The organism is Micromonospora sp. AP08 (assembly GCF_008085935.1).
GTDB classification, from domain to species: Bacteria; Actinomycetota; Actinomycetes; order Mycobacteriales; family Micromonosporaceae; genus Micromonospora; species Micromonospora chersina.
In genome coordinates this window covers 633,752-659,286 of the sequence record NZ_VSEZ01000002.1, presented here as the reverse complement: position 1 = coordinate 659,286, position 25,535 = coordinate 633,752, and the positions used below count along the sequence as shown (strand labels likewise).

The 25,535-nt window shown below is 73.2% G+C and carries 26 protein-coding genes; 17 read left to right on the top strand and 9 right to left on the bottom strand.

Annotated elements, in window-relative coordinates; genetic code table 11:
* Nucleotide 1: 1 nt before the first annotated feature.
* From FXF50_RS06250 to FXF50_RS06230, 5 genes are all read right to left on the bottom strand, one after another.
* Nucleotides 2-2,551 carry an ABC transporter permease gene (locus FXF50_RS06250; protein WP_148426233.1) on the bottom strand — a complete coding sequence of 850 codons (2,550 nt, stop codon included), beginning with the start codon at nucleotides 2,549-2,551 and terminating at the stop codon, nucleotides 2-4.
* Nucleotides 2,551-3,318, bottom strand: coding sequence for an ABC transporter ATP-binding protein (locus tag FXF50_RS06245; RefSeq protein WP_148426232.1), 768 nt, complete (start codon nucleotides 3,316-3,318; stop codon nucleotides 2,551-2,553). Before FXF50_RS06245 ends, FXF50_RS06250 begins: the two co-directional genes overlap by 1 nt.
* Before the next feature lie 256 nt (nucleotides 3,319-3,574).
* The gene (locus FXF50_RS06240) at nucleotides 3,575-4,258 is read right to left on the bottom strand and encodes a response regulator transcription factor (protein ID WP_148426231.1); all 684 of its coding nucleotides are present in this window, start codon (nucleotides 4,256-4,258) and stop codon (nucleotides 3,575-3,577) included.
* A gap of 29 nt (nucleotides 4,259-4,287) precedes the next feature.
* Nucleotides 4,288-5,481: a sensor histidine kinase gene (locus FXF50_RS06235; RefSeq protein ID WP_148426230.1), complete on the bottom strand. Its 1,194-nt coding sequence runs from the start codon at nucleotides 5,479-5,481 to the stop codon at nucleotides 4,288-4,290.
* 76 nt (nucleotides 5,482-5,557) lie between these two features.
* The gene (locus tag FXF50_RS06230; RefSeq protein ID WP_148426229.1) at nucleotides 5,558-6,475 is read right to left on the bottom strand and encodes a PD-(D/E)XK nuclease family protein; all 918 of its coding nucleotides are present in this window, start codon (nucleotides 6,473-6,475) and stop codon (nucleotides 5,558-5,560) included.
* 138 nt (nucleotides 6,476-6,613) lie between these two features.
* On the opposite strand from FXF50_RS06230, the gene FXF50_RS06225 reads away from it, so the two are divergent.
* From FXF50_RS06225 to FXF50_RS06215, 3 genes are all read left to right on the top strand, one after another.
* Nucleotides 6,614-7,756 carry a site-2 protease family protein gene (locus tag FXF50_RS06225; RefSeq protein WP_148426228.1) on the top strand — a complete coding sequence of 381 codons (1,143 nt, stop codon included), beginning with the start codon at nucleotides 6,614-6,616 and terminating at the stop codon, nucleotides 7,754-7,756.
* On the top strand, nucleotides 7,753-8,709 hold the full coding sequence (locus FXF50_RS06220; protein ID WP_148426227.1) for a tRNA (adenine-N1)-methyltransferase: 957 nt from the start codon (nucleotides 7,753-7,755) through the stop codon (nucleotides 8,707-8,709). The genes FXF50_RS06225 and FXF50_RS06220 overlap by 4 nt, the downstream gene beginning before the upstream one ends.
* A 167-nt stretch (nucleotides 8,710-8,876) precedes the next feature.
* Nucleotides 8,877-9,449, top strand: a complete 573-nt coding sequence (locus FXF50_RS06215; protein ID WP_091308775.1) for a hypothetical protein — start codon at nucleotides 8,877-8,879, stop codon at nucleotides 9,447-9,449.
* Nucleotides 9,450-9,500: 51 nt separating this feature from the next.
* Here FXF50_RS06215 and FXF50_RS06210 read toward each other — a convergent pair whose 3' ends face one another.
* On the bottom strand, nucleotides 9,501-9,794 hold the full coding sequence (locus tag FXF50_RS06210) for a ferredoxin (protein WP_107077135.1): 294 nt from the start codon (nucleotides 9,792-9,794) through the stop codon (nucleotides 9,501-9,503).
* Between the two features lie 177 nt (nucleotides 9,795-9,971).
* Here FXF50_RS06210 and arc point away from each other — a divergent pair, with 177 nt between their 5' ends.
* From arc to prcA, 7 genes are all read left to right on the top strand, one after another.
* The gene (arc, locus tag FXF50_RS06205) at nucleotides 9,972-11,753 is read left to right on the top strand and encodes a proteasome ATPase (RefSeq protein WP_148426226.1); all 1,782 of its coding nucleotides are present in this window, start codon (nucleotides 9,972-9,974) and stop codon (nucleotides 11,751-11,753) included.
* Between the two features lie 94 nt (nucleotides 11,754-11,847).
* Nucleotides 11,848-12,612, top strand: a complete 765-nt coding sequence (locus tag FXF50_RS06200) for a hypothetical protein (RefSeq protein WP_148426225.1) — start codon at nucleotides 11,848-11,850, stop codon at nucleotides 12,610-12,612.
* A 161-nt stretch (nucleotides 12,613-12,773) separates the two neighbouring features.
* Nucleotides 12,774-14,291, top strand: a complete 1,518-nt coding sequence (gene dop, locus FXF50_RS06195; protein ID WP_148426224.1) for a depupylase/deamidase Dop — start codon at nucleotides 12,774-12,776, stop codon at nucleotides 14,289-14,291.
* Between the two features lie 106 nt (nucleotides 14,292-14,397).
* Nucleotides 14,398-14,604: a ubiquitin-like protein Pup gene (locus FXF50_RS06190; protein WP_073836803.1), complete on the top strand. Its 207-nt coding sequence runs from the start codon at nucleotides 14,398-14,400 to the stop codon at nucleotides 14,602-14,604.
* Between the two features lie 13 nt (nucleotides 14,605-14,617).
* Nucleotides 14,618-15,277 (top strand): endonuclease VII domain-containing protein, encoded by a 660-nt coding sequence (locus FXF50_RS06185; protein ID WP_148426223.1) that lies wholly within the window; start codon nucleotides 14,618-14,620, stop codon nucleotides 15,275-15,277.
* Nucleotides 15,196-16,035, top strand: coding sequence for a proteasome subunit beta (gene prcB, locus FXF50_RS06180; protein WP_187399549.1), 840 nt, complete (start codon nucleotides 15,196-15,198; stop codon nucleotides 16,033-16,035). The genes FXF50_RS06185 and prcB overlap by 82 nt, the downstream gene beginning before the upstream one ends.
* Nucleotides 16,036-16,098: 63 nt before the next feature.
* Nucleotides 16,099-16,935, top strand: coding sequence for a proteasome subunit alpha (prcA, locus tag FXF50_RS06175; protein WP_091308756.1), 837 nt, complete (start codon nucleotides 16,099-16,101; stop codon nucleotides 16,933-16,935).
* Between the two features lie 91 nt (nucleotides 16,936-17,026).
* On the opposite strand, the gene rfbB is transcribed toward prcA, so the two are convergent.
* Complete coding sequence (rfbB, locus tag FXF50_RS06170; protein ID WP_148426222.1) at nucleotides 17,027-18,004, bottom strand: dTDP-glucose 4,6-dehydratase; 978 nt, start codon at nucleotides 18,002-18,004, stop codon at nucleotides 17,027-17,029.
* 118 nt (nucleotides 18,005-18,122) lie between these two features.
* On the opposite strand from rfbB, the gene pafA reads away from it, so the two are divergent.
* The 3 genes from pafA to FXF50_RS06155 all read left to right on the top strand — a co-directional run bounded on the left by pafA (nucleotide 18,123) and on the right by FXF50_RS06155 (nucleotide 20,452).
* Nucleotides 18,123-19,481: a Pup--protein ligase gene (pafA, locus tag FXF50_RS06165; RefSeq protein WP_091265859.1), complete on the top strand. Its 1,359-nt coding sequence runs from the start codon at nucleotides 18,123-18,125 to the stop codon at nucleotides 19,479-19,481.
* Between the two features lie 61 nt (nucleotides 19,482-19,542).
* Nucleotides 19,543-19,764, top strand: a complete 222-nt coding sequence (locus tag FXF50_RS06160; protein WP_148426221.1) for a hypothetical protein — start codon at nucleotides 19,543-19,545, stop codon at nucleotides 19,762-19,764.
* Nucleotides 19,765-19,903: 139 nt separating this feature from the next.
* On the top strand, nucleotides 19,904-20,452 hold the full coding sequence (locus FXF50_RS06155; protein ID WP_148426294.1) for a carboxymuconolactone decarboxylase family protein: 549 nt from the start codon (nucleotides 19,904-19,906) through the stop codon (nucleotides 20,450-20,452).
* Between the two features lie 4 nt (nucleotides 20,453-20,456).
* Here FXF50_RS06155 and FXF50_RS06150 read toward each other — a convergent pair whose 3' ends face one another.
* Nucleotides 20,457-21,542, bottom strand: a complete 1,086-nt coding sequence (locus FXF50_RS06150) for a DUF3866 family protein (protein ID WP_148426220.1) — start codon at nucleotides 21,540-21,542, stop codon at nucleotides 20,457-20,459.
* Nucleotides 21,543-21,599: 57 nt separating this feature from the next.
* Entirely contained in the window at nucleotides 21,600-22,613 is a 1,014-nt protein-coding gene (locus FXF50_RS06145; RefSeq protein WP_148426219.1) for a cation diffusion facilitator family transporter, read from the bottom strand.
* Nucleotides 22,614-22,763: 150 nt separating this feature from the next.
* Between FXF50_RS06145 and FXF50_RS06140 the strand changes: the two genes are divergently transcribed.
* From FXF50_RS06140 to tatA, 4 genes are all read left to right on the top strand, one after another.
* Complete coding sequence (locus FXF50_RS06140; RefSeq protein WP_148426218.1) at nucleotides 22,764-23,762, top strand: YafY family protein; 999 nt, start codon at nucleotides 22,764-22,766, stop codon at nucleotides 23,760-23,762.
* Nucleotides 23,759-24,766 carry a YafY family protein gene (locus FXF50_RS06135; RefSeq protein WP_148426217.1) on the top strand — a complete coding sequence of 336 codons (1,008 nt, stop codon included), beginning with the start codon at nucleotides 23,759-23,761 and terminating at the stop codon, nucleotides 24,764-24,766. The genes FXF50_RS06140 and FXF50_RS06135 overlap by 4 nt, the downstream gene beginning before the upstream one ends.
* A gap of 10 nt (nucleotides 24,767-24,776) precedes the next feature.
* A complete protein-coding gene (locus tag FXF50_RS06130) occupies nucleotides 24,777-25,025 on the top strand; it encodes a hypothetical protein (protein ID WP_148426216.1) in 249 nt (82 codons plus the stop codon).
* Between the two features lie 214 nt (nucleotides 25,026-25,239).
* On the top strand, nucleotides 25,240-25,521 hold the full coding sequence (gene tatA, locus FXF50_RS06125) for a Sec-independent protein translocase subunit TatA (protein WP_148426215.1): 282 nt from the start codon (nucleotides 25,240-25,242) through the stop codon (nucleotides 25,519-25,521).
* Nucleotides 25,522-25,535 lie beyond the last annotated feature (14 nt).

Here is a 25,535-nt window from a genome sequence, read left to right as displayed (position 1 = left end):
GTCAGTCGTGGGCGATGGCGCCCAGCACGTTGATCCGCGCCGCGCGGATGGCGGGCAGCACCGCGGCCACCACACCGATGATCGCGGCCAGGACCAGGAACGTCACCATCTGGCTCCAGGGCAGGACCAGGTCGGTGATGCCCTCGTCCTTGAGCGCCCGGACCACGGCCGCGCCGAGGCCGGTGCCGACCACGACGCCGAGCAGGGCGCCGAAGATCGAGATCACCACCGCCTCCACGGTGATCATCCGCATGGTCTGCGCCCGGCGCAGGCCGATGGCCCGCAGCAGGCCCAGCTCGCGGGTGCGTTCCAGCACCGACAGGGCCAGGGTGTTGATGATGCCCAGCACCGCGATCACGATGGCCAGCGCCAGCAGGATCTGGATCATCCGCAGCGGGGTGTCCAGCTGGCTGGTCTGCTGCTTGATGAACGCGGCCCGGTCCGCCACCGACACCTCGGGGCTGTCCGCGAGCAGCCGCTCGATCTGCGGCTGCACCGCGTCGACCGAGGTGCCCGGGGCCAGCTGCACGAAGCCCTGGATGGGCTGCGGGATGGCGAAGTCGGTGGCCGCCTGCGGCGGCAGCACCACCGGGTTGGTCAGCTGCGAACTCTCGTAGATGCCGCTGACCGTGTAGGTGTGGGCCTCGCCCCGGGACAACTGCACGGTCACCGTCGAGCCGACCGACAGGTTGCGGGACTTCGCGGTGTCGGAGCTGAGCAGCATCTGGTCCGGGTTGAGCCGGCTGATGTCACCGGCGTTGGCCTTCGCCCCGAAGATCCGCTCCAGCGCGGCCACGTCGCTGGATGCGGCCACCCAGGTCCGCTCGCCGTTCATGGTGGCCATGTCGCCGTACTCGCCGTCGACCAGCTGCACCCCCGGGATGTCGGCGGCCTTCTCCAGCACCGCCGGGTCGAAGCTCGCCGGCCGCGGGCCCGCCTGGGCGCCGGAGATCACCAGCTCCGCCTTGATGGTGTCCTCGGCCAGCGCGCTGATGCTGCCCTTGGCTGAATCGAGGATCACCGTCACCCCGGTCACCAGGGCGATGCCGACCATCAGCGCGGCGGCCGTGATCGCGGTGCGGCGGGGGTTGCGGCCGGAGTTCAGCCGGCCCAGCTTGCCCGGCACCGACCAGGCGAAGATCGCGCCCAGCAGGGCGACGACCGGCCGGCTGATCAGCGGGGTCAGCAGCGCCACGCCGATGAAGGCGAACAGCACGCCACCGAGGATGGTGGCCAGGGTGTTGTCGCCGGCGTGGCCGCCCAGCCCGAGGAAGAGCAGGCCGGCGCCGATCGCGGTGACCACGGACCCGCCCACGGTCACCTTGGTCAGCGGCCGGTCCGGCGTGGCGACGTCCTGCATGGCGGCGATCGGCGGGATGCGCGAGGCGCGCAGCGCCGGCAGCAGCGCCGCCACCACGGTGATCACCAGACCCACCGCGAAGGCGCCGATCACCGCCGCGGGCGGCACGCCGAGCCCGGCGAGGGTGAGCCCGCCGGCGAGCTTGCCGAACAGGTACGCCAGCAGCGCGCCGACCCCGATGCCGGCGGCGAGGCCGAGCACGGAGGCGATCAGGCCGACCGCCACGGCCTCCAGCACCACCGAGCCGATGACCTGCCGCCCGCTCGCGCCGATGGCCCGCATGAGCGCCAGCTCGCGGGTGCGCTGGGCGACGATGATCGAGAAGGTGTTGAGGATCAGGAAGGTGCCGACCAGCAGCGCCACCGCGGCGAAGCCGAGGAGGATCTTGTTGAAGAAGGACAGGCCCTCCTTCAGGCTCGCGGACGCGTCGTCCGCGAGCTGCTTGCCGGTCTTGACCTCGTAGTCCGTGCCGAGGGTGCGGGCCACGTCGTCGCGCAGCGCCTCGGGCGTGGTGCCGTCGGCGGCCTGCGCGGTCACGTTCGAGAACACGTCCGGCTTGCCGAGCATCAGCTGCTGGGCGACCGGGGTGGTGAAGGCGACCTCGTTGACCCCGCCGACCGAGTCCCGGCCACCGCTGTAGCCGAAGACGCCGACCAGGGTGAACTCCTTCTTCGGCGCCAGGGTCAGCACGCCGACCCGGTCGCCGACCTTGACCTTGGCCGCCTCGGCGAGCGCGACGTTGACCACGATCTCGTCGTCGGCCTGCGGCGCGCGCCCCTCGCGCAGCTTCAGCAGATCGCTCTCGCCGAGCCAGTTCTCGCCGAGCTGCGGCGGGCCGAACGAGGTCACCACCTTGCCGTTGCTGCCGATCAGCCGGGCCCCGTCGGCGTTGACGACGCCCCGCACGTCGGTCACGCCCGGCACCGCCTTGACCCGGTCGACGACCGACGCGGGGACCGGCGCGGCCACCTGCTCGCCCTCGACCTCGGACAGCGCGACCTTCGGCTTCGCGGCCACGTTGACGTCGACTTCGGAGAACGCGTCGGAGAAGACCGCGTCGAAGGACCGGCCGAGAGTGTCGGTGAGCACGAACGCGCCGGAGACGAACATGACGCCGAGCACCACCGCCAGGCCGGACAGCAGCAGCCGCAGCTTGCGCGCCAGCAGGCTCTTCATCGTGGCCCGGAACATCAGCTGCCCACCTCGGCCGGCGCGTCGAGCTTCTTCATGGTGTCCAGCACCGTGTCGGCGGTCGGCTCGATCAACTCCGAGACGATCTGGCCGTCGGCGAGGAAGACCACCCGGTCGGCGTACGCGGCGGCGGTCGGGTCGTGGGTGACCATCACGATCGTCTGGCCGTGCTCGCGGACCGAGTTGCGCAGGAAGTTGAGCACCTCGGCGCCGGAGCGGGAGTCCAGGTTGCCGGTCGGCTCGTCGGCGAAGATCACCTCGGGGCGGGAGACCAGGGCCCGGGCGCACGCCACCCGCTGCTGCTGGCCGCCGGACAGCTGCGCCGGGCGGTGCCCGAGCCGCTCCCGCAGGCCGACCGTGTCGATCACCGTGTCGTACCAGGCCGGGTCGGGCTTGCGGCCGGCGATCGACAGCGGCAGCAGGATGTTCTCCTGCGCGGTGAGCGTGGGCAGCAGGTTGAACTGCTGGAAGATGAAGCCCACCTTGTCGCGGCGCAGCCTCGTGAGGCCGGCGTCGCCCAGCCCGGTCACCGTGGTGTCGCCGATCATGACGGTGCCCCGGGTCACCGAGTCCAGGCCCGCCAGGCAGTGCATCAGCGTCGACTTGCCCGAGCCGGACGGGCCCATGATCGCGGTGAACCGGCCCCGCTCGAACTCGGCGCTCACCCCCCGCAGCGCGATGACCTGCGCCTCGCCGCTGCCGTACACCTTCCACACGTCGCTGGCCCGGGCCGCGGCCTGCGCCTGCTGCCCTACCGTCGCGGTCACGTCATCTACCTCTTCCGTCAGCCTGCTGATCCGCACCGCCCCCGCTGGCCGGTGCGGCAGTTCCATCCTCGGTGCCGCCGGGCGCGGATCCGTCCGCCCCGGGGCGGAACCCTCGCCGGAATTTCCGTTGGGGTCACCCCCGAGGCCGGCTCAGGGTCATCCCTGACCGGCCGGCGGCGCCGACGCTAGAACCTCACGTCGCGTCATGGTCAACCCCGCCCGCCGCCGATGGTCACGGTAGGTGACCGGCGCCACCTCACCCGCCGGGGCGGACCAGGCCGGTCTCGTACGCCAGCACCACCGCCTGCACGCGGTCCCGCAGCCCGAGCTTCGTGAGCACGTGCCCCACGTGGGTCTTCACGGTGGTCTCGCTCACCGACAGCTCCCGGGCGATCTCGGCGTTGGACAGCCCGCGCGCCACCTGCACGAGGACCTCCCGCTCCCGCTCGGTCAGCGCGTCGAGGGCCTTCGGCGGGGTGGCCGCCGGGTCGGGCAGCACGTCGGCGAAGCGGTCCAGCAGCCGGCGCAGGATCCGCGGCGCCACCACCGCCTCCCCGGCGGCCACCGTCCGGATCGCGGTGACCAGATCCTCGGCCGGCACGTCCTTGGCCAGGAAGCCGCTGGCCCCGGCGCGCAGCGCGCCGACCACGTACTCGTCCAGGTCGAAGGTGGTGAGGATGAGCACCCGCACCGGCAGCCGGGCGTCCACGATCGCCCGGGTGGCCGCCACCCCGTCCATCCGCGGCATCCGGATGTCCATGAGCACCACGTCCGGCAGCAACCGCCGGGACAGCTCCACCGCCTCCACCCCGTCGCCGGCCTCGGCCACGATGTCCAGGTCGTCCTCGGTGCCCAGCACCATCCGGAAACCGGTACGCAGCAGCGGCTGGTCGTCGGCGAGCAGGATCCGCACCGGTCGGGTGGCGGTGCTGTCGCTCATCGGTCCCCCTCGTTCGGCCGTGGCGCCGGTCACGCCGGGACCGCCCCGGCCGACTCCAGCGGGATCCGCGCGTACACCCGGAAGCCGCCGCCGGGCCGCGGACCGGTCCGCAGGACCCCACCGTAGAGGGCGACCCGTTCCCGCATGCCGACCAGGCCGTGCCCGATCCGGTCGGGCACCGGCGCCGGGCCGCGCCCCGTGTCGGTGACCTCCACGGCCAGGCAGCCGTCGGTGACGGTGAGCCGGACCAGCGCGGTCGCCCGGCCGGCGTGCTTGAGCGCGTTGGTCAGCGCCTCCTGCACGATCCGGTAGACGGTCAGCGCCACCCCGTCCTCCAGGGGGCCGGGCGTGCCGTCGACCCGTAACGTGACCGGCAGCCCGGCCTCGCGGACCTGCTCGACGAGGGCCTCGATGCCGGTCAACCCCGGCTGCGGGGTCAACTCGGCGGCGGGCTCGGCGTCCGTGCGCAGCACGTCCAGCAGCCGGCGCAGCTCCCGCAGGGTGGCCCGGCCGGTCTCCTCGACCGTGGCCATCGCCTCGTCGGCCGCGTCCGGGTCGCGGCGCAGCACCCGGCGCGCCCCGGTGGCCAGCACGCCCATCACGCTGACGTGGTGGGCCACCACGTCGTGCAGCTCCCGGGCGATGCGGCGCCGCTCGTCGGCGACCGCCTGCTCGGTCAGCGACCGCTGGGTGGCCTCGGCGATCCGGGCCCGCTCCCGCAGCATCCGGGTGGTCTGCCGGCGGGCCTGCACCGCGCGGCCGACCGCGTACGCCACCGACGCGGTGAGCAGGTTGTTGAGCACCAGCACCCCGGGGCCCATGGTGAGTACGCCGTCCAGCGGCGCGACCAGGTTCGCCAGCACCACCGGCACCCAGAGCAGCACCGCGGCGAGGGTGGCCGGGCGCAGCGGCCGGTGCGCCGCCATGGTGTAGGTGAGGACGACGAACGTGAGCCCCTGGGTGGTGGGCGCGAGGTGGAACAGCACCGGCACGGCGAGGGTGGCCACCGCCGCGCCGACCGCCGGCCACGGGGCGAGGCGGCGGATCGCCACCGGGGCGGCGCACAGCACGCTCCAGCCCAGCGCCGCCCAGAGCTGCTCGGGCCGCAGCTCCCGCGGGGTCAGCAGCAGGAACGCCGCGTCCACCAGCGCGAGCGCGACGGCCGTGGCGGCGTCCACGGCCAGCGGCCGCTCCCGCGCCCACGCGCGCAGCCGGTTCGTCATGCTCCGACGCTAGCCGCCGCCCGGCGCCCGCCCTCGTCGCCGATGCCGAACCCCGCCTCCTCCGTGAGGAGGAGCGTCACTCGTCCGCGCCGGGGGCGGCGGGCCGGGAGCGGGCGTCGGTCAGCGGGTCGGCCGGGCCGGCCACCGGGAACGGCGGCGGGGTGCCGCCGAAGCTCGGGCAGAGCGCCTGGTGGCTGCACCAGTCGCAGAGCCGGCTGGGCCGGGGGCGGAAGTCCTGCCGCGCGGTGGCCTGCTCGATCGCCTGCCAGAGCGCCACCACGGTGCGCTCGAAGCGCAGCAGCTCCTCGGCGTCGGGGGAGTAGTCGCACACCTCGGCGTCCTTGAGGTAGAGCAGCCGCAGCACCCGCGGCACCACCCCCCGGGTGCGCCACAGCACCAGGGCGTAGAACTTCAGCTGGAACAGCGCCCGGGCCTCGAACGCCTCCCGCGGGGCGCCGCCGGTCTTGTAGTCGACCACCCGCAGCGCGCCGTCGGGCGCCACGTCGAGCCGGTCGAGGTAGCCCCGGATGAGCAGCTCGTCGTCGACCACCGCGGAGATCAGCGCCTCCCGCTCGGCCGGCTCCAGCCGGCGCGGGTCCTCCACAGAGAAGTAGCCCTCCAGCAGCGCCGCCGCCGAGCGGAGGAACCCCTCCACGCCGGCCGTGTCGCCCTCGGCGAACAGCGTCGCCAGCTCCGGCTGCTCGGTGACCAGCCGGTCCCACTGCGGGGCGACCAGGTCGCCGGCCGACTCCGGGGTGCGGGCCGCCGCCGGCAGGTCGAACAGCCGCTCCAGCACGGCGTGCACCAGGGTGCCCCGGACCTGCTCCACGGTCGGGCGCTCGGGCAGCCGGTCGATGCTGCGGAACCGGTAGAGCAGCGGGCAGGTCTTGAAGTCGGCCGCCCGCGACGGCGACAACGACGCCCGCACCGTCGGCGGCGGCACCTCCGGCGATGCCGTGCCGTGCTGGGTGTCGATCACCGGTTCCGCCGTCATGCCCGGAAGGTTAGGGCACCGGTGTGACAGCGCGACCGTCGCCGCACCGGTGCATGATCCGCATCCTGCCGTCCGTCCTTCGCGACGGTCGGGCTCGCAGAAGCGGCCGCCCCCTCGCGCTCACGTAGCATCGGGCCGATGGAGCAGCGGACCCGACCGTCGCGCCGGCCCGGGCTGACCCTCGGCCGGATCTTCGGGGTGCCGCTGCGGGTCGACGCCTCGATGCTGCTGCTCACCGCGGTCGTCACGGTGCTCTACGCCGCCCTGGCCCGCCGCCAGCTCGACCTCGGGCACCTCGGCGGCTACCTGGTCGGCCTCGGCTTCGTGGTCTCGCTGCTCGGCTCGGTGCTGCTGCACGAGCTGGGCCACGCGCTGACCGCCCGCCGCTACGGCATCGGTGTGCGCGGGATCACCCTGGAACTGCTCGGCGGCTACACCGAGATGGACCGGGACGCCCCCAGCCCCAAGGTCGACCTGCTCGTCTCCCTCGCCGGCCCAGCGGTCTCGGCGGTGCTCGGCGCCGGGGCGGTCGCCGCCACCCTGGCCCTGCCCGCGGGCACCCTCGCCCACCAGCTCGCCTTCCAGCTCGCGGTCAGCAACGTGGTGGTGGCCGTCTTCAACAGCCTTCCCGGGCTGCCGCTGGACGGGGGCCGGGCGCTGCGCGCCGCGGTCTGGGCGGTCACCCGGGACCGGCACCGGGGCACCGAGGTGGCCGGCTGGATCGGCCGCGCCGTGGCCGTCGCCACCCTGGCCCTGGTGGTGCTGCTCACCCTGCGCCGGGCGCTCGCCCCGCTGGCCCTGCCGCTGATGCTGCTCGTCGCCGTGACGCTGTGGCGGGGCGCCGGCCAGTCCATCCGGATGGCCCGCATCGGCCGTCGCCTGCCCCTGGTCGACCTGGCCCGGCTGGCCCGCCCGCTGCTGCCGGTGCCCACCGGCACCCCGCTCGCCGAGGCGCAGCGCCGCCGCGCCGAAGGGGCCACCCCCGACGCCGCGCTCGCCGTGGTCGACTCCGCCGGCCGTCCGGTCGCCCTGGTCGACCCGGCCCGCGCCGCCGGCGTACCCCCGGAACGGCGCCCGTGGCTCGCGGTGGACGCGGTGGCCCGCGACCTGGACGGCGTGCCCGCGCTGCCGGTCGGCGCGGACGGCGAGCGGGTGCTGGAGACCGTGCGCACCCACCCGGGCGCACAGTACGTCGTGACGGCAGGCGAAGATGTGGTCGGCGTGCTGCACATCGCGGATCTCGCCCAGCTCCTGGAACCCAAACGGAAGACGAACACGTGACCGCAGAAACCTCCACCGTCCCGGCGCTGCCACCTGTGCACCGGGGGCCGTTCCGCCCCGGCGACCGGGTCCAGCTGACCGACCCGAAGGGCCGGATGCACACCGTGACGCTGGAGCCCGGCAAGGAGTTCCACACGCACCGGGGGATCCTCAAGCACGACACGCTGATCGGCCTTCCCGACGGCAGCGTGGTCACCACGGCCGGCGGCGGCACCGCGTTCCTGGCCCTGCGCCCGCTGCTCTCCGACTACGTGCTCTCCATGCCGCGTGGCGCCCAGGTGATCTACCCGAAGGACTCGGCGCAGATCGTCGCCATGGGCGACATCTTTCCCGGCGCGAAGGTCCTGGAGGCCGGCGCCGGGTCCGGCGCGCTCTCCTGCTCGCTGCTGCGGGCCGTCGGCACCGAGGGCGAGCTGCACTCCTTCGAGGTGCGCGACGACTTCGCCCAGATCGCCCGGCGCAACGTCGAGGCGTTCTTCAACGGCCCGCACCCCGCCTGGCGGCTGCACGTCGGTGACGTCGCCGAGTGCACCGAGACCGGTTTCGACCGGATCATCCTCGACATGCTCACCCCCTGGGAGATGCTCGACATGGTCGAGCGGGCCCTCGTCCCCGGCGGCGTGCTGATCGGCTACGTGGCCACCACGCCGCAGCTCTCCGAACTGGTGGAGGCGCTGCGCGAGCGGGGTGGCTGGACCGAGCCGCGCGCCTGGGAGTCGCTGGTCCGGGACTGGCACGCCGAGGGGCTCGCGGTCCGGCCCGACCACCGCATGATCGCCCACACCGCCTTCCTGGTCTCCGCGCGCAAGCTCGCCCCCGGGGTCACCGCGCCGCCGCGGCGGCGCAAGCCCAGCAAGGGCGCCGAGGCGTACGCCCAGCGCCGGGACGCGCTGCGCGCTGCCGAGGCGGCCCGGCAGGCGACCGCCGCGGCCGAGGAGCCGGACGAGGCGTGACCCCGCGGCGCGGACGGGTATGAGCGGGCGGATCATGGTTCCCGGCGGGGACGACACCGAGCGGGTGGAGACGGTGGCATGAGCGAGCGGATCGGGGCACGCGGCGGGCGCCGCGCCCGTCCCGGCGGTCCGGACCGGTGGCGGCGCGCGGGCCGGGAGGCGGCGGCATGAGCAGCCCCGGCTACGGCAACGGCGACCTGCCCGCAGTCTTCCCCGACTGGTCGCCCTACGCCGACCTGGAGTCGGCCGCCCGGGCCTACCTGCGCGACCCCGACATCGCCCTGGACGCCCTCGGCGGGGTGCTGCGCGGCGCCTCCGTGCTCGGCTTCACCCTGGAACGCTTCGTCAACGAGGTGAACGGGGTGTGGCAGGAGGTCGTCGTCTGCGACGGCAGCCGGCTGGTGCTCTGGCACGGCGAGGACGTCCCGCCGGGGGAGGGGCCGCCCGGCTCGATGACCTCCTCGCTGCGGGTGGTGCCGGTCTCCACGGTCACCGAGGTCGGCTGCCGCCGGCGGCTCACCCGCGCCGACACCGGCGAGGTCCGGGTCGACAGCATCGACGTCTACCTGCTGCTCAGCTCGCTGGACGAGGCGCCGCCCAGCGACGAGGCGGTCGGCGCGCCCCGGCACGACGCGCTGCGCTTCGGCAAGACCCTCGACGACGGCGGCGCCGGGCAGATCGCCCGGCTGGAGGAGTTCGCCCGGCTGGTGGCCTCGGTCGTCGGCCGCCCGATGCTGTAACAGACGCCACGGGCCGGGGACGTCGGTCCCGGGCCCGCGGTCTCCGTCAGGTCAGTCCTCGGCCTCCGGGCCGGCCACCTCGGCGCCGTCGCGGGCGCGCACCACGTGGATGCACTCGCCCGGGCACTCCTTCGCCGAGTCGATCACTTCGAGGCGCAGGTGCTCCGGCACGTCCACCCGGGCGCCCGCGGCCAGGCGCAGCTCGCCGTCCGGCCCCTTGACGTACGCGAGGCCGTCGACGTCGAACTCGAAGACCTCCGGCGCGTACTGCACGCACAGCCCGTCACCCGTGCACAGGTCCTGATCCACCCAGACCTGCAGCTGGTCCGTCGCGACGTCGGTCACGAAGCACCCCCCATGTTCTCCCGTCCCACGCTCCGACGGTACCCGAACGCCCGTACCCGCCCGTCGACCAGCCCTTGGCGATCAAGCTTCGGTGACGAGCGCGTTGCGGAGGACCGAATCGGGCTCATAGCGGCTAGTGTTAGCTCAGAACGTTCAAGCCCCCCGGGGAGGTGGGACGTGGCACGCAGCGACGACGCGGACTCGCGCGCCGCACGGTGGGAGAAGGAGGCCCACGATCTCTCCACGCAGGTCGCGTTCCTTCAAGAGGAACTCGCTCTGGTGCGGCGCAAGTTGACCGAAAGCCCCCGACACGTCCGGCAGCTCGAGGAGCGGCTGGCCGCCACCCAGGCGCAGTTGGCGCGGCTGACCGAGAACAACGAGCGGCTCGTGAGCACCCTCAAGGAGGCTCGCGCGCAGATCGTGACGCTCAAGGAGGAGATCGACCGCCTCGCCCAGCCGCCGAGCGGCTACGGCGTCTTCCTGGCCAAGCACGACGACGGCACGGTGGACGTGTTCACCGGCGGGCGCAAGCTCCGGGTGGCCGTCTCGCCCTCGCTGGAGGTCGACGAGCTCCGGCGCGGCCAGGAGGTCCTGCTCAACGACGCGCTCAACATCGTCGACGCGTTCGGCTACGAGCGGGTCGGCGAGGTCGTGATGCTCAAGGAGATCCTCGCGGGTCCCGAGGGCGCGCCGGGTGACCGGGCGCTGGTGGTCTCGCACTCCGACGAGGAGCGGATCGTGCACCTCGCCGAGACCCTGATCGGTTCGCCGATCCGGGCCGGCGACTCGCTCATGATCGAGCCCCGCTCGGCGTACGCGTACGAGCGGATCCCGAAGAGCGAGGTCGAGGAGCTCGTCCTGGAGGAGGTGCCCGACGTCGACTACACCGACATCGGTGGCCTCCACTCGCAGATCGAGCAGATCCGCGACGCGGTCGAGCTGCCCTTCCTGCACGCCGACCTGTTCCGCGAGCACCAGCTCCGGCCGCCGAAGGGCATCCTGCTCTACGGCCCGCCCGGCTGCGGCAAGACGCTGATCGCCAAGGCGGTGGCCAACTCCCTGGCCAAGAAGATCGCCGAGCGGCGGGGCGAGGAGAAGCACACCAGCTTCTTCCTCAACATCAAGGGCCCCGAGCTGCTCAACAAGTACGTCGGCGAGACCGAGCGGCACATTCGGCTGATCTTCCAGCGGGCGCGGGAGAAGGCCGGCGAGGGCACCCCCGTGATCGTGTTCTTCGACGAGATGGACTCGGTGTTCCGCACCCGCGGCTCCGGTGTCTCCTCCGACGTGGAGAACACCATCGTCCCGCAGCTGCTCAGCGAGATCGACGGCGTGGAGGGCCTGGAGAACGTCATCGTCATCGGCGCCTCCAACCGGGAAGACATGATCGACCCGGCGATCCTGCGCCCCGGCCGGCTCGACGTGAAGATCAAGATCGAGCGGCCGGACGCCGAGGCGGCCAAGGACATCTTCTCCAAGTACATCCTCTCCGGGCTGCCGCTGCACCCCGACGACCTGGCCGAGCACGGTGGCGACCCGCAGGCCACCGTCGCGGCCATGATCGACGCCGTGGTGCTGCGGATGTACTCGGAGACCGAGGAGAACCGCTTCCTCGAGGTCACCTACGCCAACGGCGACAAGGAAGTCCTCTACTTCAAGGACTTCAACTCCGGCGCGATGATCCAGAACATCGTCGACCGGGGCAAGAAGATGGCCATCAAGGAGTTCCTCACCTCCGGGCGCAAGGGGCTCCGGCTCCAGCACCTCCTCGACGCCTGCGTCGACGAGTTCCGCGAGAACGAGGACCTGCCCAACACCACCAACCCCGACGACTGGGCCCGCATCTCCGGCAAGAAGGGCGAGCGGATCGTCTACATCCGCACGCTCGTCTCCGGCGGCAAGGGCGCCGAGGCCGGCCGGTCCATCGAGACCGCCAGCAACACCGGCCAGTACCTCTGAGGTCGGCCGGCCGGGGCGGCGCCGAGCAGGCGCAGCCCCGGCCGCCGTCCCGATGGGGCCACGGAAGCGGGACTCGCCCGCTAAGGTCCCTCGCGTGCGAAGATCACTCGTCCCGGGTCTGGCTCTCGGCCTCGCCACCCTGCTGACCGCCTGCGGCTCCGCCGGCGACACCGGCCCCGCGCCGGCCGCTTCGGCGTCCGCCTCCACCGCCATCACGGTCGTCGCCGACCCGGTCGCCGCGGTCCGGCAGGGCTTCGACCGGAGCCTGGAGCAGACCGCCAAGCTCGACGTCCTCATCACCGCGGCCGGCCACCGCATCACCATGAACTCCGCCGTCGAACCCGACACCGGCCGGATGACTCTGCACATGTTGACCCCCGACCCGGTCACCATGGTCGTCACCGAGGACGCCGTCTACATCCGGCAGGACGAGTCGGACGGCAAACCCTGGTTGAAGCTCGACCGGGACCGCCTCCGACCGGAAGGACAACTGGCCCAGGGCCTCGACTTCCGGGCCCAGGCCGGCATCCTCGGCGGGGTCGTCTCCGCCGAGCGGATCGGCGACGGCCGCTACACGGGCGTCGCCGACTCCGAGAAGGCCATCGCCGCGGCGGGCAGCGAGAGCCAGCGCGCCATTCTCCAGAGGACGTTCAAGGTCCTCAAGCAGAAGTCGGTGCCGTTCGAGGCCACCCTCGACGCCGAGGGGCGGCTCACCCTGCTCACCTACACCTTCGACACGGCGGCCGGAGCGATCAGGAACGAGTTGAAGCTGCACAGCTTCGGCGAGCCGCTCGCCATCAGCGCGCCGCAGGCGTCGGAGACCGAGGACGCGACGGCCGACGTGTACCGGGTCTTCTGACCCCTCCCGACGGACGTGGGCGGGACGGAGAACGCCGTCCCGCCCACACCGCGTACCAGAGAACGGCGCTCGCCGGGGCCCGGCGCGCCACCTACCGTCGAAGCGGCGACTACTCTCGACGTGACGGGGGACCGGGACGGGCGAGCGGAGCGGGCAGGTCGATGAGCGTTAGACGGATCATGGGCACCGAGGTCGAGTACGGCATCTCCGTGCCCGGCCAGGCCGGGGCCAACCCGATGGTGACCTCATCCCAGGTGGTCAACGCCTACGGGGCGCGACCCGAACTCAACCGGGGCGGCCGGGCCCGCTGGGACTACGAGGAGGAGTCGCCACTGCGCGACGCCCGCGGCTTCACCTACTCCGGGGCGGCCTACGACCCGGCCGAGGCGCTCGCCGACGAGGACCTCGGGCTGGCCAACGTCATACTCACCAACGGCGCCCGCCTCTACGTCGACCACGCCCACCCCGAATACTCCACGCCCGAGGTGACCAACCCCCTCGACGTGGTGCGCTGGGACAAGGCCGGGGAGCGGGTGATGGCCGAGGCGTCCAGGCGGGCCGCCACCATCCCGGGCACCCACCCGATCCACCTCTACAAGAACAACACCGACAACAAGGGCGCCAGCTACGGCGCCCACGAGAACTACCTCATGCGCCGGCAGACCCCGTTCGCCGACATCGTGGCGTACCTGACGCCGTTCTTCGTCACCCGGCAGATCGTCTGCGGCGCCGGCCGCGTCGGCATCGGCCAGGACGGCGGCCAGAGCGGCTTCCAGATCTCCCAGCGCGCCGACTTCTTCGAGGTCGAGGTCGGGTTGGAGACCACCCTCAAGCGGCCCATCATCAACACCCGGGACGAGCCGCACGCCGACGCCGACAAGTACCGCCGGCTGCACGTCATCATCGGCGACGCCAACCTCTCCGAGATCTCCACCTACCTGAAGGTCGGCACCACGGCGCTGATCCTCACCATGATCGAGGAGAAGGCGCTCGGCGCCGACCTGGGCATCGCCGACCCGGTCAGCGAGCTGCGCGCGGTCAGCCACGACCCGTCGCTCAAGCACCTCATGCGGCTGCGCGACGGCCGCAAGCTGACCGCGCTCGACGTGCAGTGGGCGTACCTGGAGCGGGTCCGGTCCTTCGTGGACGACCGCTACGGCAACGACGTCGACGCGCAGACCGCCGACGTGCTCGACCGCTGGGAGAGCGTGCTGGACCGGCTCGGCCGGGACGCCTTCCTCTGCGCCGACGAGCTCGACTGGGTGGCCAAGCTGCGGCTGCTGGAGGGCTACCGGGAGCGGGAGAAGCTCGGCTGGGGCTCGCACAAGCTCCAGCTGGTCGACCTGCAGTACTCGGACGTGCGGCCGGAGAAGGGCCTCTACCACCGGCTGGTGCAGCGGGGCTCGATGAAGACCCTGCTGACCGACGAGCAGACCCGCTCGGCGATGACCGAGCCGCCGGAGGACACCCGGGCCTACTTCCGCGGCCGCTGCCTCGCCCAGTACGCCTCCGAGGTGGTCGCCGCGAGCTGGGACTCGGTCATCTTCGACGTGGGCCGCGAGTCCCTGGTCCGGGTGCCGATGATGGAGCCCGAACGGGGCACCCGCAAGCACGTCGGGTCGCTCTTCGACCGCTGCGACACCGCCAAGGACCTGCTGGAGATGCTGACCGGCGGCTGACCCGGATGCCGGAAGGCCCGTCGAGTGCTGGAACCCGGCGCGCGACGGGCCTTTCGTCGTCCGCGCGAGGTAAGTTGATCGCAGGCGATCGTGGAGGAGGCACACCATGGCGACCCAAGAAGGCGGCCAGACCCAGTCCGGCAAGTCCCACGAGGAGGTCGAGGAGGTCACCGCGCAGGCCAACCCCGAGGTTGCCGAGCGGCACGCCGAGATCACCGAGGACGTCGACGACCTGCTCGACGAGATCGACTCCGTCCTGGAGGAGAACGCAGAAGAGTTCGTGAGGGGGTACGTGCAGAAAGGGGGCCAATGAGGCTTATGTCCGATTGCCGAAGGACTCGGACAAGCTCTGCCCCCAATGCGGCCGGTCGCTGCCGACATCGGCGTTCCACCGCAACCGGCGGCGTCCGGATGGTTTGGCGTTCTACTGTAAGACCTGCGCTGCGGCCCGCTCCGAGGCGAGCCGCCGCAAGCGCGGGATCGCGCCGCAGAAGAAGGCCCCCGTGCCGGTTGCCGACGGACTGAAGTGGTGTCCCGACTGCGAGCAGATCAAGACGGTCGAGGACCTCCCTCGCACCACGAACGCGAGCGGACGGCACAGCTACTGCAAACCCTGCCGCAACGCGCGTGGGAATGAGACCAAGCAGCGGCTCCACGGCGGCAACCGCGAGTACCACCTGCGCCGGCGCTACGGCATTGGCGAGAAGGAGTTCCAGGAGCTTCTCGCCGAGCAGGGCGGCGTGTGCGCGGTCTGCGGGTCACCCGACCCGGAACATGTGGACCACGATCATCGCACCGGATGGGTGCGCGGGATACTCTGCTTCAACTGCAACGGTGGTCTTGGCCAGTTCAAGGACAGCCCCGAGAGTCTGGCCAGGGCGATCACGTACCTGAGAGGAACCACGTGGCAGCGGGTTTTGATCCATCCGGGCGTCTTCCAGATGTGTTCACCAACGCGGGGACGTCCTCCTTCACAACGTTCCTGAGCAGGGTGGCCCCGGAGATGCTGCCCGGCCGTCGGCCGCTGCCGCCCGGCATGGCCGCCGACCTGGCGCCGCACGCGACGACCATCGTGGCCATCTCGGCCAGCGGTGGCGTGGTGATGGCCGGCGACCGGCGCGCCACGATGGGCAACCTGATCGCCCAGCGGGACATCGAGAAGGTGCACCCGGCCGACGCGTACTCGCTGGTCGGCATCGCGGGCACCGCGGGCATCGGCATCGAGCTGATGCGACTGTTCCAGGTGGAGTTGGAGCACTACGAGAAGATCGAGGGCGCCATGCTCTCGCTCGACGGCAAGGCCAACCGGCTGGCCTCGATGATCCGGGGCAACCTGGGCGCCGCGATGCAGGGCCTCGCCGTGATCCCGCTCTTCGCCGGCTTCGACCTGGCCGCCGCCGACCCGGCGCGGGCCGGGCGGATCTTCAGCTTCGACGTGACCGGCGGCCCCTACGAGGAGACCGGCTACGACGCCATCGGCTCCGGTTCGCTGTTCGCCAAGTCCGCGCTGAAGAAGCGGTTCCGCACGGGGCTGTCGATCGACGACGCGACGCGGCTGGCCGTCGAGGCGCTCTACGACGCCGCCGACGACGACACCGCCACCGGTGGCCCGGACCTGACCCGCCGGATCTACCCGGTGGTGATGACGGCGACCGCCGAGGGCACCCACCGGCTCACCGACGCCGAGACGGCGGCGATCGCGGAGGGCGTGGTGTCCGGCCGGATGGAGAACCCGGGCGGCTGACCCCGCTCCCACCTCACCTGAGTCAGCAGTCCGCAGCACAGCGCCCGAAGGAGAACCGCCGCCGTGGCCATGCAGTTCTACGCCTCGCCCGAGCAGATCATGCGCGACCGCTCCGAGCTGGCCCGCAAGGGCATCGCCCGGGGCCGCAGCGCGGTGGTCCTGAGCTACGAGGGCGGGGTGCTTTTCGTCGCGGAGAACCTGTCCAGCACCCTGCACAAGGTCAGTGAGATCTACGACCGGATCGGCTTCGCCGCGGTGGGCCGCTACAACGAGTTCGAGAACCTGCGCCGGGCCGGGGTCCGGATGGCCGACCTGAACGGCCTGAGCTACGACCGGCGGGACGTGACCGGGCTGGGCCTGGCGAACGCGTTCGCGCAGACGCTGGGCGCGATCTTCACCGAGCAGTCGAAGCCGTTCGAGGTGGAGATCTGCGTGGCCGAGGTGGGCGCCACGCCGGACGACGACTCGCTCTACCGGCTGACGTACGACGGGTCGGTCAACGACGAGCCGGGCCGGATGGCGATGGGCGGCCAGGCCGAGGCGATCACCGGGGTGCTGAAGAACGAGCACCGGCCGGAGATGTCGCTGTCGGAGGCGGTCCGGGCCGCGGTGAAGGCGTTGAGCAGCGTCGGCGGCGAGGGCGGGGCGGCCCGCACGATCGCCGCCAACCAGCTCGAGGTGGCGGTCCTGGACCGGCGCCGGGTGGGCCGGACCTTCCGCCGGATCACCGGGGCGGCGCTGACGGCGCTGCTGGACGGGGAGGCGGGCGCGGACGCCGCGCCGGCGCCGGGGCGGGCGAAGACCCCGACGGTGCCGACCGAGGAGGCGAAGAAGCCGACCACGTCGGCGGGTTCGGCGGACCTGGAGGGTCAGCCGCAGGAGGAGCAGCCCGGCGAGTGACGCCGGCCGGGCGCTGGAGCGCGTGCGCCCGGCGCCCGGGGGCCCTGACCGGCTCCGGGGGCGGCGGGGCCGGGCCGCGGGCCGGCGCGGGTCAGCGGTGCGGCTTGAGCGGCGTCCACCAGGCCCGGTTGTCCCGGTACCACTCGACGGTGGCGGACAACCCGGCGTCGAGGTCGACCGTCGGCGCCCAGCCCAGCTCGCGCCGGGTGGTGGTGGTGTCGAGGGCGTACCGGCGGTCGTGGCCCTTGCGGTCGGCGACCGGCCGGACCCGTTCCCACCCGGCGCCGCAGGCGGCCAGCAGCCGGCCGGTGAGGTCGCGGTTGGTGAGTTCGTCGCCGCCGCCCAGGTGGTAGATCCCGCCGGCCCGGCCGCGGGTCTGGGCCAGCGCGACGCCGTGGCAGTGGTCGTCGACGTGCAGCCAGTCCCGCACGTTACCGCCGTCGCCGTAGAGGGGCACGTCGTGCCCGTCGAGCAGGTTGGTGACGAAGAGCGGGATGATCTTCTCGGGGTACTGGTAGGGCCCGTAGGTGTTGGCGCCGCGGGTGACCACGACGTCGAGGCCGTGGGTGCGGTGGTAGGCCAGGGCGAGCAGGTCGCCGGCGGCCTTGCTGGCCGAGTACGGCGAGCTGGGGTCGAGCGGGGCCTGCTCGGTCCAGGCGCCGGTGGCGATGGAGCCGTACACCTCGTCGGTGGAGACCTGGACGAAGCGGCGCACGCCGTGGCGCAGGGCCGCGTCGAGCAGCGTCTGGGTGCCGACCACGTTGGTGGTGACGAAGTCGGCGGCGGCGGCGATGGAGCGGTCCACGTGCGACTCGGCGGCGAAGTGCACGACGACGTCGTGGCCGGCGACGGTGGCGTCGACGAGGGCGGGATCGCGGATGTCGCCGCGGACGAGCCGCAGCCTGGGGTCGGTGCGGACCGGGTCGAGGGCGCCCTCGGTGGCGGCGTAGGTCCAGGCGTCGAGCACGGTGACGGTGTCGGGGGCGAGGTCCGGCTCGGCGGCGGTGAGCAGCCGCCGGACGTACGCCGATCCGATGAAGCCGGCGCCGCCGGTGACGAGGATTCTCACGGCAGGGACCGTACCCGGCGCTGGGATGTGCGATCGCCGGGAATGCCCGTCCCGGTACGGATGAGACCAGCGGGTTGAGCGCTGCCCATCCGGGGCCCCGGGCGGCTAATGTCACATCATGGAGCGGCGAATCTTCGGCCTCGAGACCGAGTACGGCGTCACCTGCACCTATCGCGGGCAGCGCCGACTGTCCCCCGACGAGGTCGCGCGGTACCTGTTCCGGCGGGTGGTGTCGTGGGGCCGGTCGAGCAATGTGTTCCTGCGCAACGGAGCCCGCCTCTACCTGGACGTGGGCTCGCACCCGGAGTACGCGACGCCGGAGTGCGACTCGGTGACCGACCTGGTGGCCCACGACCGGGCGGGGGAGCGGATCCTGGAAGGGCTGCTCGTCGACGCGGAGAAGCGGCTGCACGACGAAGGCATCGCGGGTGAGATCTACCTGTTCAAGAACAACACCGACTCGGCCGGCAACTCGTACGGCTGCCACGAGAACTACCTGGTGTCCCGGCACGGCGAGTTCGGCCGGCTGGCCGACGTGCTCATCCCGTTCCTGGTCACCCGGCAGTTGATCTGCGGTGCCGGCAAGGTGCTGCAGACCCCGCGCGGCGCGGTCTACTGCCTGTCGCAGCGGGCCGAGCACATCTGGGAGGGCGTCTCCTCGGCGACCACCCGCAGCCGGCCGATCATCAACACCCGGGACGAGCCGCACGCGGACGCCGAGCGCTACCGGCGGCTGCACGTGATCGTCGGCGACTCGAACATGAACGAGGTCACCACGCTGCTGAAGGTCGGCACGGCCGACATCGTGCTGCGGATGATCGAGGCCGGGGTGGTGATGCGGGACCTCACGCTGGAGAACCCGATCCGGGCGATCCGCGAGGTGTCGCACGACATCACCGGCCGGCGCAAGGTGCGGCTCGCCTCCGGCAAGGAGGTCTCGGCGCTGGAGATCCAGCAGGAATACCTGGCGAAGGCGACGGAGTTCGTCGAGCGCCGGGGTGGGGACCAGACCGCGAAGCGGGTGGTGGAGCTCTGGGGCCGCGTGCTGCGGGCGGTGGAGACCGGTGACCTGGACCCGGTGGCCCGGGAGATCGACTGGGTGACGAAGCTGCGGCTGATCGAGCGCTACCAGCGCAAGCACGACCTGCCGCTGTCGCACCCGCGGGTGGCGCAGATGGACCTGGCCTACCACGACCTGCGGCGCGGCCGGGGCCTGTACGGGCTGCTGGAGCGGCGCGGCGAGGTGGACCGGGTGGCCACCGACCCGGAGATCTTCGAGGCGAAGGAGACTCCGCCGCAGACCACCCGGGCGCGGCTGCGGGGCGAGTTCATCCGGCACGCCCAGGAGAAGCGGCGGGACTTCACGGTGGACTGGGTGCACCTGAAGCTGAACGACCAGGCGCAGCGCACGGTGCTGTGCAAGGACCCGTTCCGGGCGTACGACGAGCGGGTGGAGCGGCTCATCGCGAGCATGTGACCCGGGGCGGGCGGCCGGTGCTGAGCGCCAGCCGCCCGCCCACCGGTACGCTGGCGTCGCGATGAACACTTCCGAACCTGCCGGCCGCCCCGGCCGCGAGACGTCCGCCGGCCGCGAGAGCGGGGCGGAGAAGCTCAACTGGATCGAGCGGCGCCGGGAGAAGATCCGCGCCGAGATCGAGCGCAACCGCCGCGGCGAGTTCACCGTGCCGACCTGGGTGCTGGCGGTCGCGCTGGTGCTGATCCTGGGCGCCTGGCTGGCGCTGATCTTTCTGGCCGGCTGAGGCGGGGCGCGCCGACGGGAGCGCCGCCGCGTCCGCCGAGCCGGGCCTTGACGCGCCACCCCGCGCATGCTCGTCTATGGCTCACGGGGGAGTCGTGCCGTCGCGCGCTCCCCGGCCGACGACGAGGGAGCGTGACGTCATCGCACACATCGACCTCGGACTGGACGAGCAGGCCCACCCCGGCATCAACGGGCTGGCCCGCTACCGACCGGAGACCGCCGGGCCGCTGCTCGACCTCGCCGACACGTTGCTGCACGCCCCGCATCCCACGCTGACGCCGGGGGAGCGGGAGCTGATCGCCGCGTACGTGTCGGGTCTTAACGACTGCACGTTCTGCTGCGCGTCGCACTCGGCGTTCGCCGCCGCCCAACTGCCGGCGGGGATGCCGCTGGTGGAGCAGGTGCGGCAGAACCCGGACGCGGCGCCCGTCGGGGCGAAGATGCGGGCGCTGCTGCGGATCGCCGGGGCGGTGCAGCGCAGCGGCCGGGAGGTCACCGCCGAACTGGTGAAGGAGGCCCGCGCCGAGGGCGCCACCGACCTGGAGATCCACGACACGGTGCTGATCGCGGCCGCGTTCTGCATGTACAACCGCTACGTCGATGGCCTGGGCACGCTGGCGCCGGCCGACCCGGCGGGCTACACCCGGGCCGCGGCGCACATCGTCGCGCACGGCTACCGGGCGCGCTGAGGGCTCAGCCGAGCAGGCGGGCCGCGTGCCGGCCGGCGGCGGCCGCGGCCAGGAAGTAGGCGTGGTCGCCGTCGAGCCCGCGGCCCATCGTCGACAGGCGGACCGGGCTGGCCCGCAGCGCCGCGTCCAGGCCGTCGGTGGGCACGGTCACGATCCGGTGCCGCGTCGCGAGCGGGGCCAGCGCCGCGGTGACCTCGGCCCCGAGGGCGGGGTCCAGGCCGTCCGGCACGACCAGCTCCGCGGGGGCCAGGGCGACCCGGCCGTACGCGGTGAGGCTGTGGTGGGAGACGCCGCGGTGCCGGGGGCGGGGGTCGGCGTCGGAGATGCGCAGCGAGCCGACCGGCCGCCCGCCCAGCGTGGCGACCGCGTTGACCGCCTCGCCGACGGCCACCCCGGAGAAGCCCCAGCGGGTGCCGGTGCCGAGGTTGCCGGGGCCCTGGGCGACGATCGCGACGTCGGCGCCGAGCACGTGCCGCGCCGCGAGCAGGCCGCTGTGCAGGGTGCTGGCCTCCAGGTCGCCGCCGAACGCCTGACCCACGCTGACCGTGCCGGCGAGCCGGTCGGCGAGCCCGGCGAGGGTGCGGGAGAACCAGGCGGGCAGCGCGCCGCCGTCGGTGAGCAGGTACGCCACCCGGGCGTCCGGGGCGTCGGCGTGGACGCCGGCCAGGATCGCCGGCAGCGCGGAGTGCAGGTCGGCGGTGACCACGGGCATCCCGTCGACGGACTCCGCGGCGGCCAGCCGCGCGTGGTGCGGGGAGGCCTCCTCGTCCACGCCGAGCAGGATCGGTTGCAGCGGGGTGTAGCGGGCCTTCACCAAATGCCCGGCGTCGCGGGTGTCGGCGGCCTGCGGCGGGTCGGCGGGGAGCCGGTCGGGCAGGGCGACGACCAGCGCGTACCCGCCGGTGCCGAGGCCCATCAGCAGGGCGCCGGCGTTGAGCAGCACCCGGTCGCCGGGCTCCGGGTCGCCGACGAGCGCCGGGTACGCCAGGGCGCGCATCCGGCCGCCGTCGGGCAGGTCGACGTCGAGTTCCGCGGCGCCGGCCCACCGTCGCCGTACCGCCGTGACCGTGCCGGACCGCCATCGCACCATGCCGGCACGCTATCGGCCGGCGGCGCCCCGCCGTGCGGCCGGGTCGGCGGGCCCGGGTCAGGCCGGCCCGCCGCCGCCCGCCTCCTCGTCCACCGGCCGCTGGTTCTCGTCCTGCGTGGTCCGGGCCGGGCGCCCGTGGCTGCCGTGCAGGGAGCGGGTCGGGTCGAGGAAGACGTACGCGACCTCCGGGAACCGGTCGGCGAGCCGCCGCTCGGCCTCGTCGGCGGCGGCCTCGATGTCGGCGCCGGTGGCGTCGTCGTGGAAGTCGACCTTGGCGGCGACCAGGATGTCCGTCGGGCCGAGGAGCATGGTCATCAGCGTGTCGATGCGGTCCACTGCCGGCAGCCCGGCCAGCTCCTGCTCGATCTGCCGGTGCACCCGCTCGGACACGGCCCGGCCGACCAGCAGCGAGATGTTGCTGCGGGCCAGGATGCCGGCGACCACCAGCAGCAGCATGCCGATGAGGATCGAGGCGACGCCGTCGTAGAGCTCGTCGCCGGTGAGTTGGGACAGCGTGAGCCCGGCGGCGGCGAGCAGCAGGCCGATCAGGGCTGCGGTGTCCTCCAGGAAGACCGCCTTGACCGTGGTGTCGGCGGTCAGCCGCAGGTAGCGGCGCGGGGTGGCCCGCCAGCGCCGGGACTCCCGGCGGACCTGCCGGATCGCCCGGGCCAGCGAGACCGACTCGATGGCGAAGGAGATCGCCAGCACGATGTACGAGGTCAGGTAGTTGCCGGTGTGCTCGTGCACGAGGATGGTGGTGACGCCGTGGGTGATGGCGAAGCCGGCGCCGACCACGAAGGTGAACAGCGCGGCGAGGAACGCCCAGACGTAGCTCTCCTTGCCGTAACCGAACGGGTGCCGGGTGTCGGCGGGCCGCGCCCCGCGGCGCAGCGCCAGGTAGAGCAGCACCTCGGTGGTGGTGTCGGCCACCGAGTGGGCGGCCTCGGAGAGCATCGCCGCGGAGCCGGAGATCAGGCCCGCGACCAGCTTGGCGATCGCGATGGCGAGGTTCGCCGCGCCGGCCACCACGACCGTGCCGACGCTCTCGTTCTTGATCTGCGCCTCCGCCATGGGCTCACCCTATGGCCGCCGTCGGCCCGCCGCCCGGAGAGCGGCGCGGACTCCGGGCGGTGTGGCGCGGATCGCCCGGCGGCGGGACTCCCGCGCGCCGCGCCCGCGCGGGTGCGCGCTGCGGACGTGCGGGCTGCTAGCGTTTCCCACGTGTCGCGGACCCGTACCGAGCGCCTGGTCAACCTGGTGATCTGCCTGCTGTCCACGCGACGGTTCCTGACCGCCGCGCAGATCGCCGCGACCGTGCCCGGCTACGAGCACGATCCGGACGACGCCAAGGACCACGAGGCGTTCCAGCGCAAGTTCGAGCGGGACAAGGCCGAGCTGCGGGAACTCGGTGTGCCGTTGGAAACCGGCACGGCCAGCGTCTTCGACGCCGAGCCGGGCTACCGGATCGCACCCCGCGAGTACGCCCTGCCCGACATCCCCCTCGAACCGGACGAGGCCGCCGCCGTGGGCATCGCGGCCCGGCTGTGGCAGCACGCCGGCCTGGCCGCCGCCGCCTCGTCGGGGCTGGCGAAGCTGCGCGCCGCCGGCATCGACGTCGACCCGCAGGCCACGCTGGGCCTGGAGCCGATGGTCACGGTCGACCCGGCGTTCGCGCCGCTGACCGCCGCCGCGCGGGACCGGCGCGAGGTCAACTTCGACTACCGGGTGCCCGACCGGGACGCGCCGACCCGCCGCCGGCTCCAGCCGTGGGGCGTCGTCTGCTGGCGCGGCCGCTGGTACGTGGTCGGTCACGACCTGGACCGGGCGGCGACCCGCTGCTTCCGCCTCTCCCGCGTGGTGGGCGCGGTCCGGGTGACCGGCGAGCCCGGCGCGTACGAGCCGCCCGCCGGGGTGGACCTGATCAGCCACGTGGCCCGCTGGTCCGGCCCCGTGGAGCGGACCGGCCGGGCCACCGTGCTGGTCGCTCCCGGCCGCGCCGCGGGGCTGCGCCGCTGGGCGGTGGAGATCGAGGCCGGGCCGGACGGGGACCGCCTGGTCATGCCGTACGCCGACGCCGACTTCCTGGCCGGCCAGATCGTCGGGTACGGCCCGGACGTGCGGGTGCTGGAGCCGCCGGAGGTCCGCGAGGCGGTCATCCAGCGGTTGAAGGAGATCGCGGCCCGCCACGACGACCTGGCGGTGGCCGGGGGTGCCCGGTGACCCGCCCGGCGGCCCGCGGTGGCCGCGCCTCAGCCGACCGGCTGGCCCGGCTGCTCAACCTGGTGCCCTACCTGCTGGCCCGTCCCGGTATCGAGATCGCCGAGGCGGCCCACGACCTGGGGGTGACCGAGAAGCAGCTCCGCGAGGACCTGGAGCTGCTCTGGGTGTGCGGGCTGCCCGGTTACGGCCCGGGTGACCTGATCGACATGGCGTTCGACGGCGACCGGGTGACCATCACCTACGACGCCGGCATCGACCGCCCGCTGCGGCTCACCCCGGACGAGGCCCTGGCTTTGGTGGTGGCGCTGCGGATGCTCGCCGAGACGCCCGGGGTGGCCAACCGGGAGGCCGTCGAGCGGGCCCTCGCCAAGATCGAGAGCGCCGCCGGCGACCTGGCCGGCGCTCCCGTCGAGGTGCGCCTGCCCGGCGACACGGCCCGCGTCCGCGAGCTGCGCGCCGCCGTGGAGCGCGGCCGGGCGCTGCGGATCACCTACTACACGGCGGCCCGCGACGAGACCACCGAGCGCACCATCGACCCGCTGCGGATGCTGATGGTCGGCGGCCGGGCCTACGTGGAGGCGTGGTGCCGCCGGGCGGAGGCGGTCCGGCTGTTCCGCGCCGACCGGATCGACGCCGTCGCCGAGCTGGCGGAGCCGGCCGTGGTGCCGCCGCAGGCCCGCCCGCACGACCTCAGCGACGGGGTGTTCCGCCCCTCGCCGGACCTGCCGCTGATCACCCTGCGCATCGGCCGGGGCGAGCGGTGGATCACCGAGTACTACCCGTGCGAGCGCGTCGAGGCCGACGGCGAGCAGTGGGTGGTGTCGCTGCGCGTGACCGACCTGGGCTGGGCCCGCCGGTTCGTGCTCGGGCTCGGGCCCGACGTGACGGTGGTCGCGCCGACCGAGCTGGCCGAGCAGGTGCGCGCCCAGGCGGCCGCCGCGCTCGACGCGTACGCCACTCCGGCCGACCGCGCCGACCCGGCGGTGGCCGCGGTCACCCAGTAGGCTGACCGCCGTGGTGACGTGGATCGTGCTCGGGGTCGTGCTGTTCGCGCTCGTCGTGCTGGCCCTGGCGGTCCGGCCGGTGCTGGCGCGGCTGCCGCGGCTGCGCCGCGCCGCGCTGGCCCTCCAGCGGCGCGCGACCGAGGCGGAGTCGCTGCGCTCCGCCGCGGAGGAGCTCCAGGCGCGGGCCGAGTCGCTCCAGGAGCGGGTGGGCGTGGCGCAGGAACGCATCGCGTTGATCAAGGCCAGCCGCGGCAAGTGATCGACCGCGGTCGGTCCGCTGTTCGGTAGCTGCGCGTTCGCGGCCGGATCCGCGCAGGATTGCGCCCCGCGGGTGGTTGACGGGACACTCCGGGTTGTCCCAGACTTCACCGACCAGGCCCGCAAACGGGGGCCCGGCAGGGTGGCAACGGTCTTCGACGCACGTACGATGGGCTCCGACCACCCTCACCGACACAGAGCGACTGGAGCTTCCCATGGGTGCCCTCAAGCCGTGGCACATCGCCGTACTCGTGGTCGTGCTGATCCTGCTCTTCGGCGCGAAGCGGCTCCCCGACGCGGCCCGCTCGCTGGGCCGTTCGCTGCGGATCATCAAGGCCGAGACCAAGAGCCTGCACGACGATGACCGGGACCTGGCCGAGAAGGCCGACGCGCAGTCCGGCTACCAGCCGCTCCCGCCGCAGCAGCAGCAGTTCGCGCAGCCGCAGCAGCCGGTCGCCCCGCCGGTCGACCCGGTGCAGCGCGTCCGCGAGAACTGATCCGAAAGGGCCCC

Bases quoted from the DNA above. Each gene is read 5' to 3' on its own strand.
- FXF50_RS06250 (WP_148426233.1), bottom strand. From the start codon at position 2,551: ATGTTCCGGGCCACGATGAAGAGCCTGCTGGCGCGCAAGCTGCGGCTG.
- FXF50_RS06240 (WP_148426231.1), bottom strand. From the start codon at position 4,258: ATGAGCGACAGCACCGCCACCCGACCGGTGCGGATCCTGCTCGCCGAC.
- FXF50_RS06235 (WP_148426230.1), bottom strand. From the start codon at position 5,481: ATGACGAACCGGCTGCGCGCGTGGGCGCGGGAGCGGCCGCTGGCCGTG.
- FXF50_RS06230 (WP_148426229.1), bottom strand. From the start codon at position 6,475: ATGACGGCGGAACCGGTGATCGACACCCAGCACGGCACGGCATCGCCG.
- FXF50_RS06225 (WP_148426228.1), top strand. From the start codon at position 6,614: ATGGAGCAGCGGACCCGACCGTCGCGCCGGCCCGGGCTGACCCTCGGC.
- FXF50_RS06215 (WP_091308775.1), top strand. From the start codon at position 8,877: ATGAGCAGCCCCGGCTACGGCAACGGCGACCTGCCCGCAGTCTTCCCC.
- dop (WP_148426224.1), top strand. From the start codon at position 12,774: ATGAGCGTTAGACGGATCATGGGCACCGAGGTCGAGTACGGCATCTCC.
- FXF50_RS06190 (WP_073836803.1), top strand. From the start codon at position 14,398: ATGGCGACCCAAGAAGGCGGCCAGACCCAGTCCGGCAAGTCCCACGAG.
- pafA (WP_091265859.1), top strand. From the start codon at position 18,123: ATGGAGCGGCGAATCTTCGGCCTCGAGACCGAGTACGGCGTCACCTGC.
- FXF50_RS06160 (WP_148426221.1), top strand. From the start codon at position 19,543: ATGAACACTTCCGAACCTGCCGGCCGCCCCGGCCGCGAGACGTCCGCC.
- FXF50_RS06150 (WP_148426220.1), bottom strand. From the start codon at position 21,542: ATGGTGCGATGGCGGTCCGGCACGGTCACGGCGGTACGGCGACGGTGG.
- FXF50_RS06145 (WP_148426219.1), bottom strand. From the start codon at position 22,613: ATGGCGGAGGCGCAGATCAAGAACGAGAGCGTCGGCACGGTCGTGGTG.
- tatA (WP_148426215.1), top strand. From the start codon at position 25,240: ATGGGTGCCCTCAAGCCGTGGCACATCGCCGTACTCGTGGTCGTGCTG.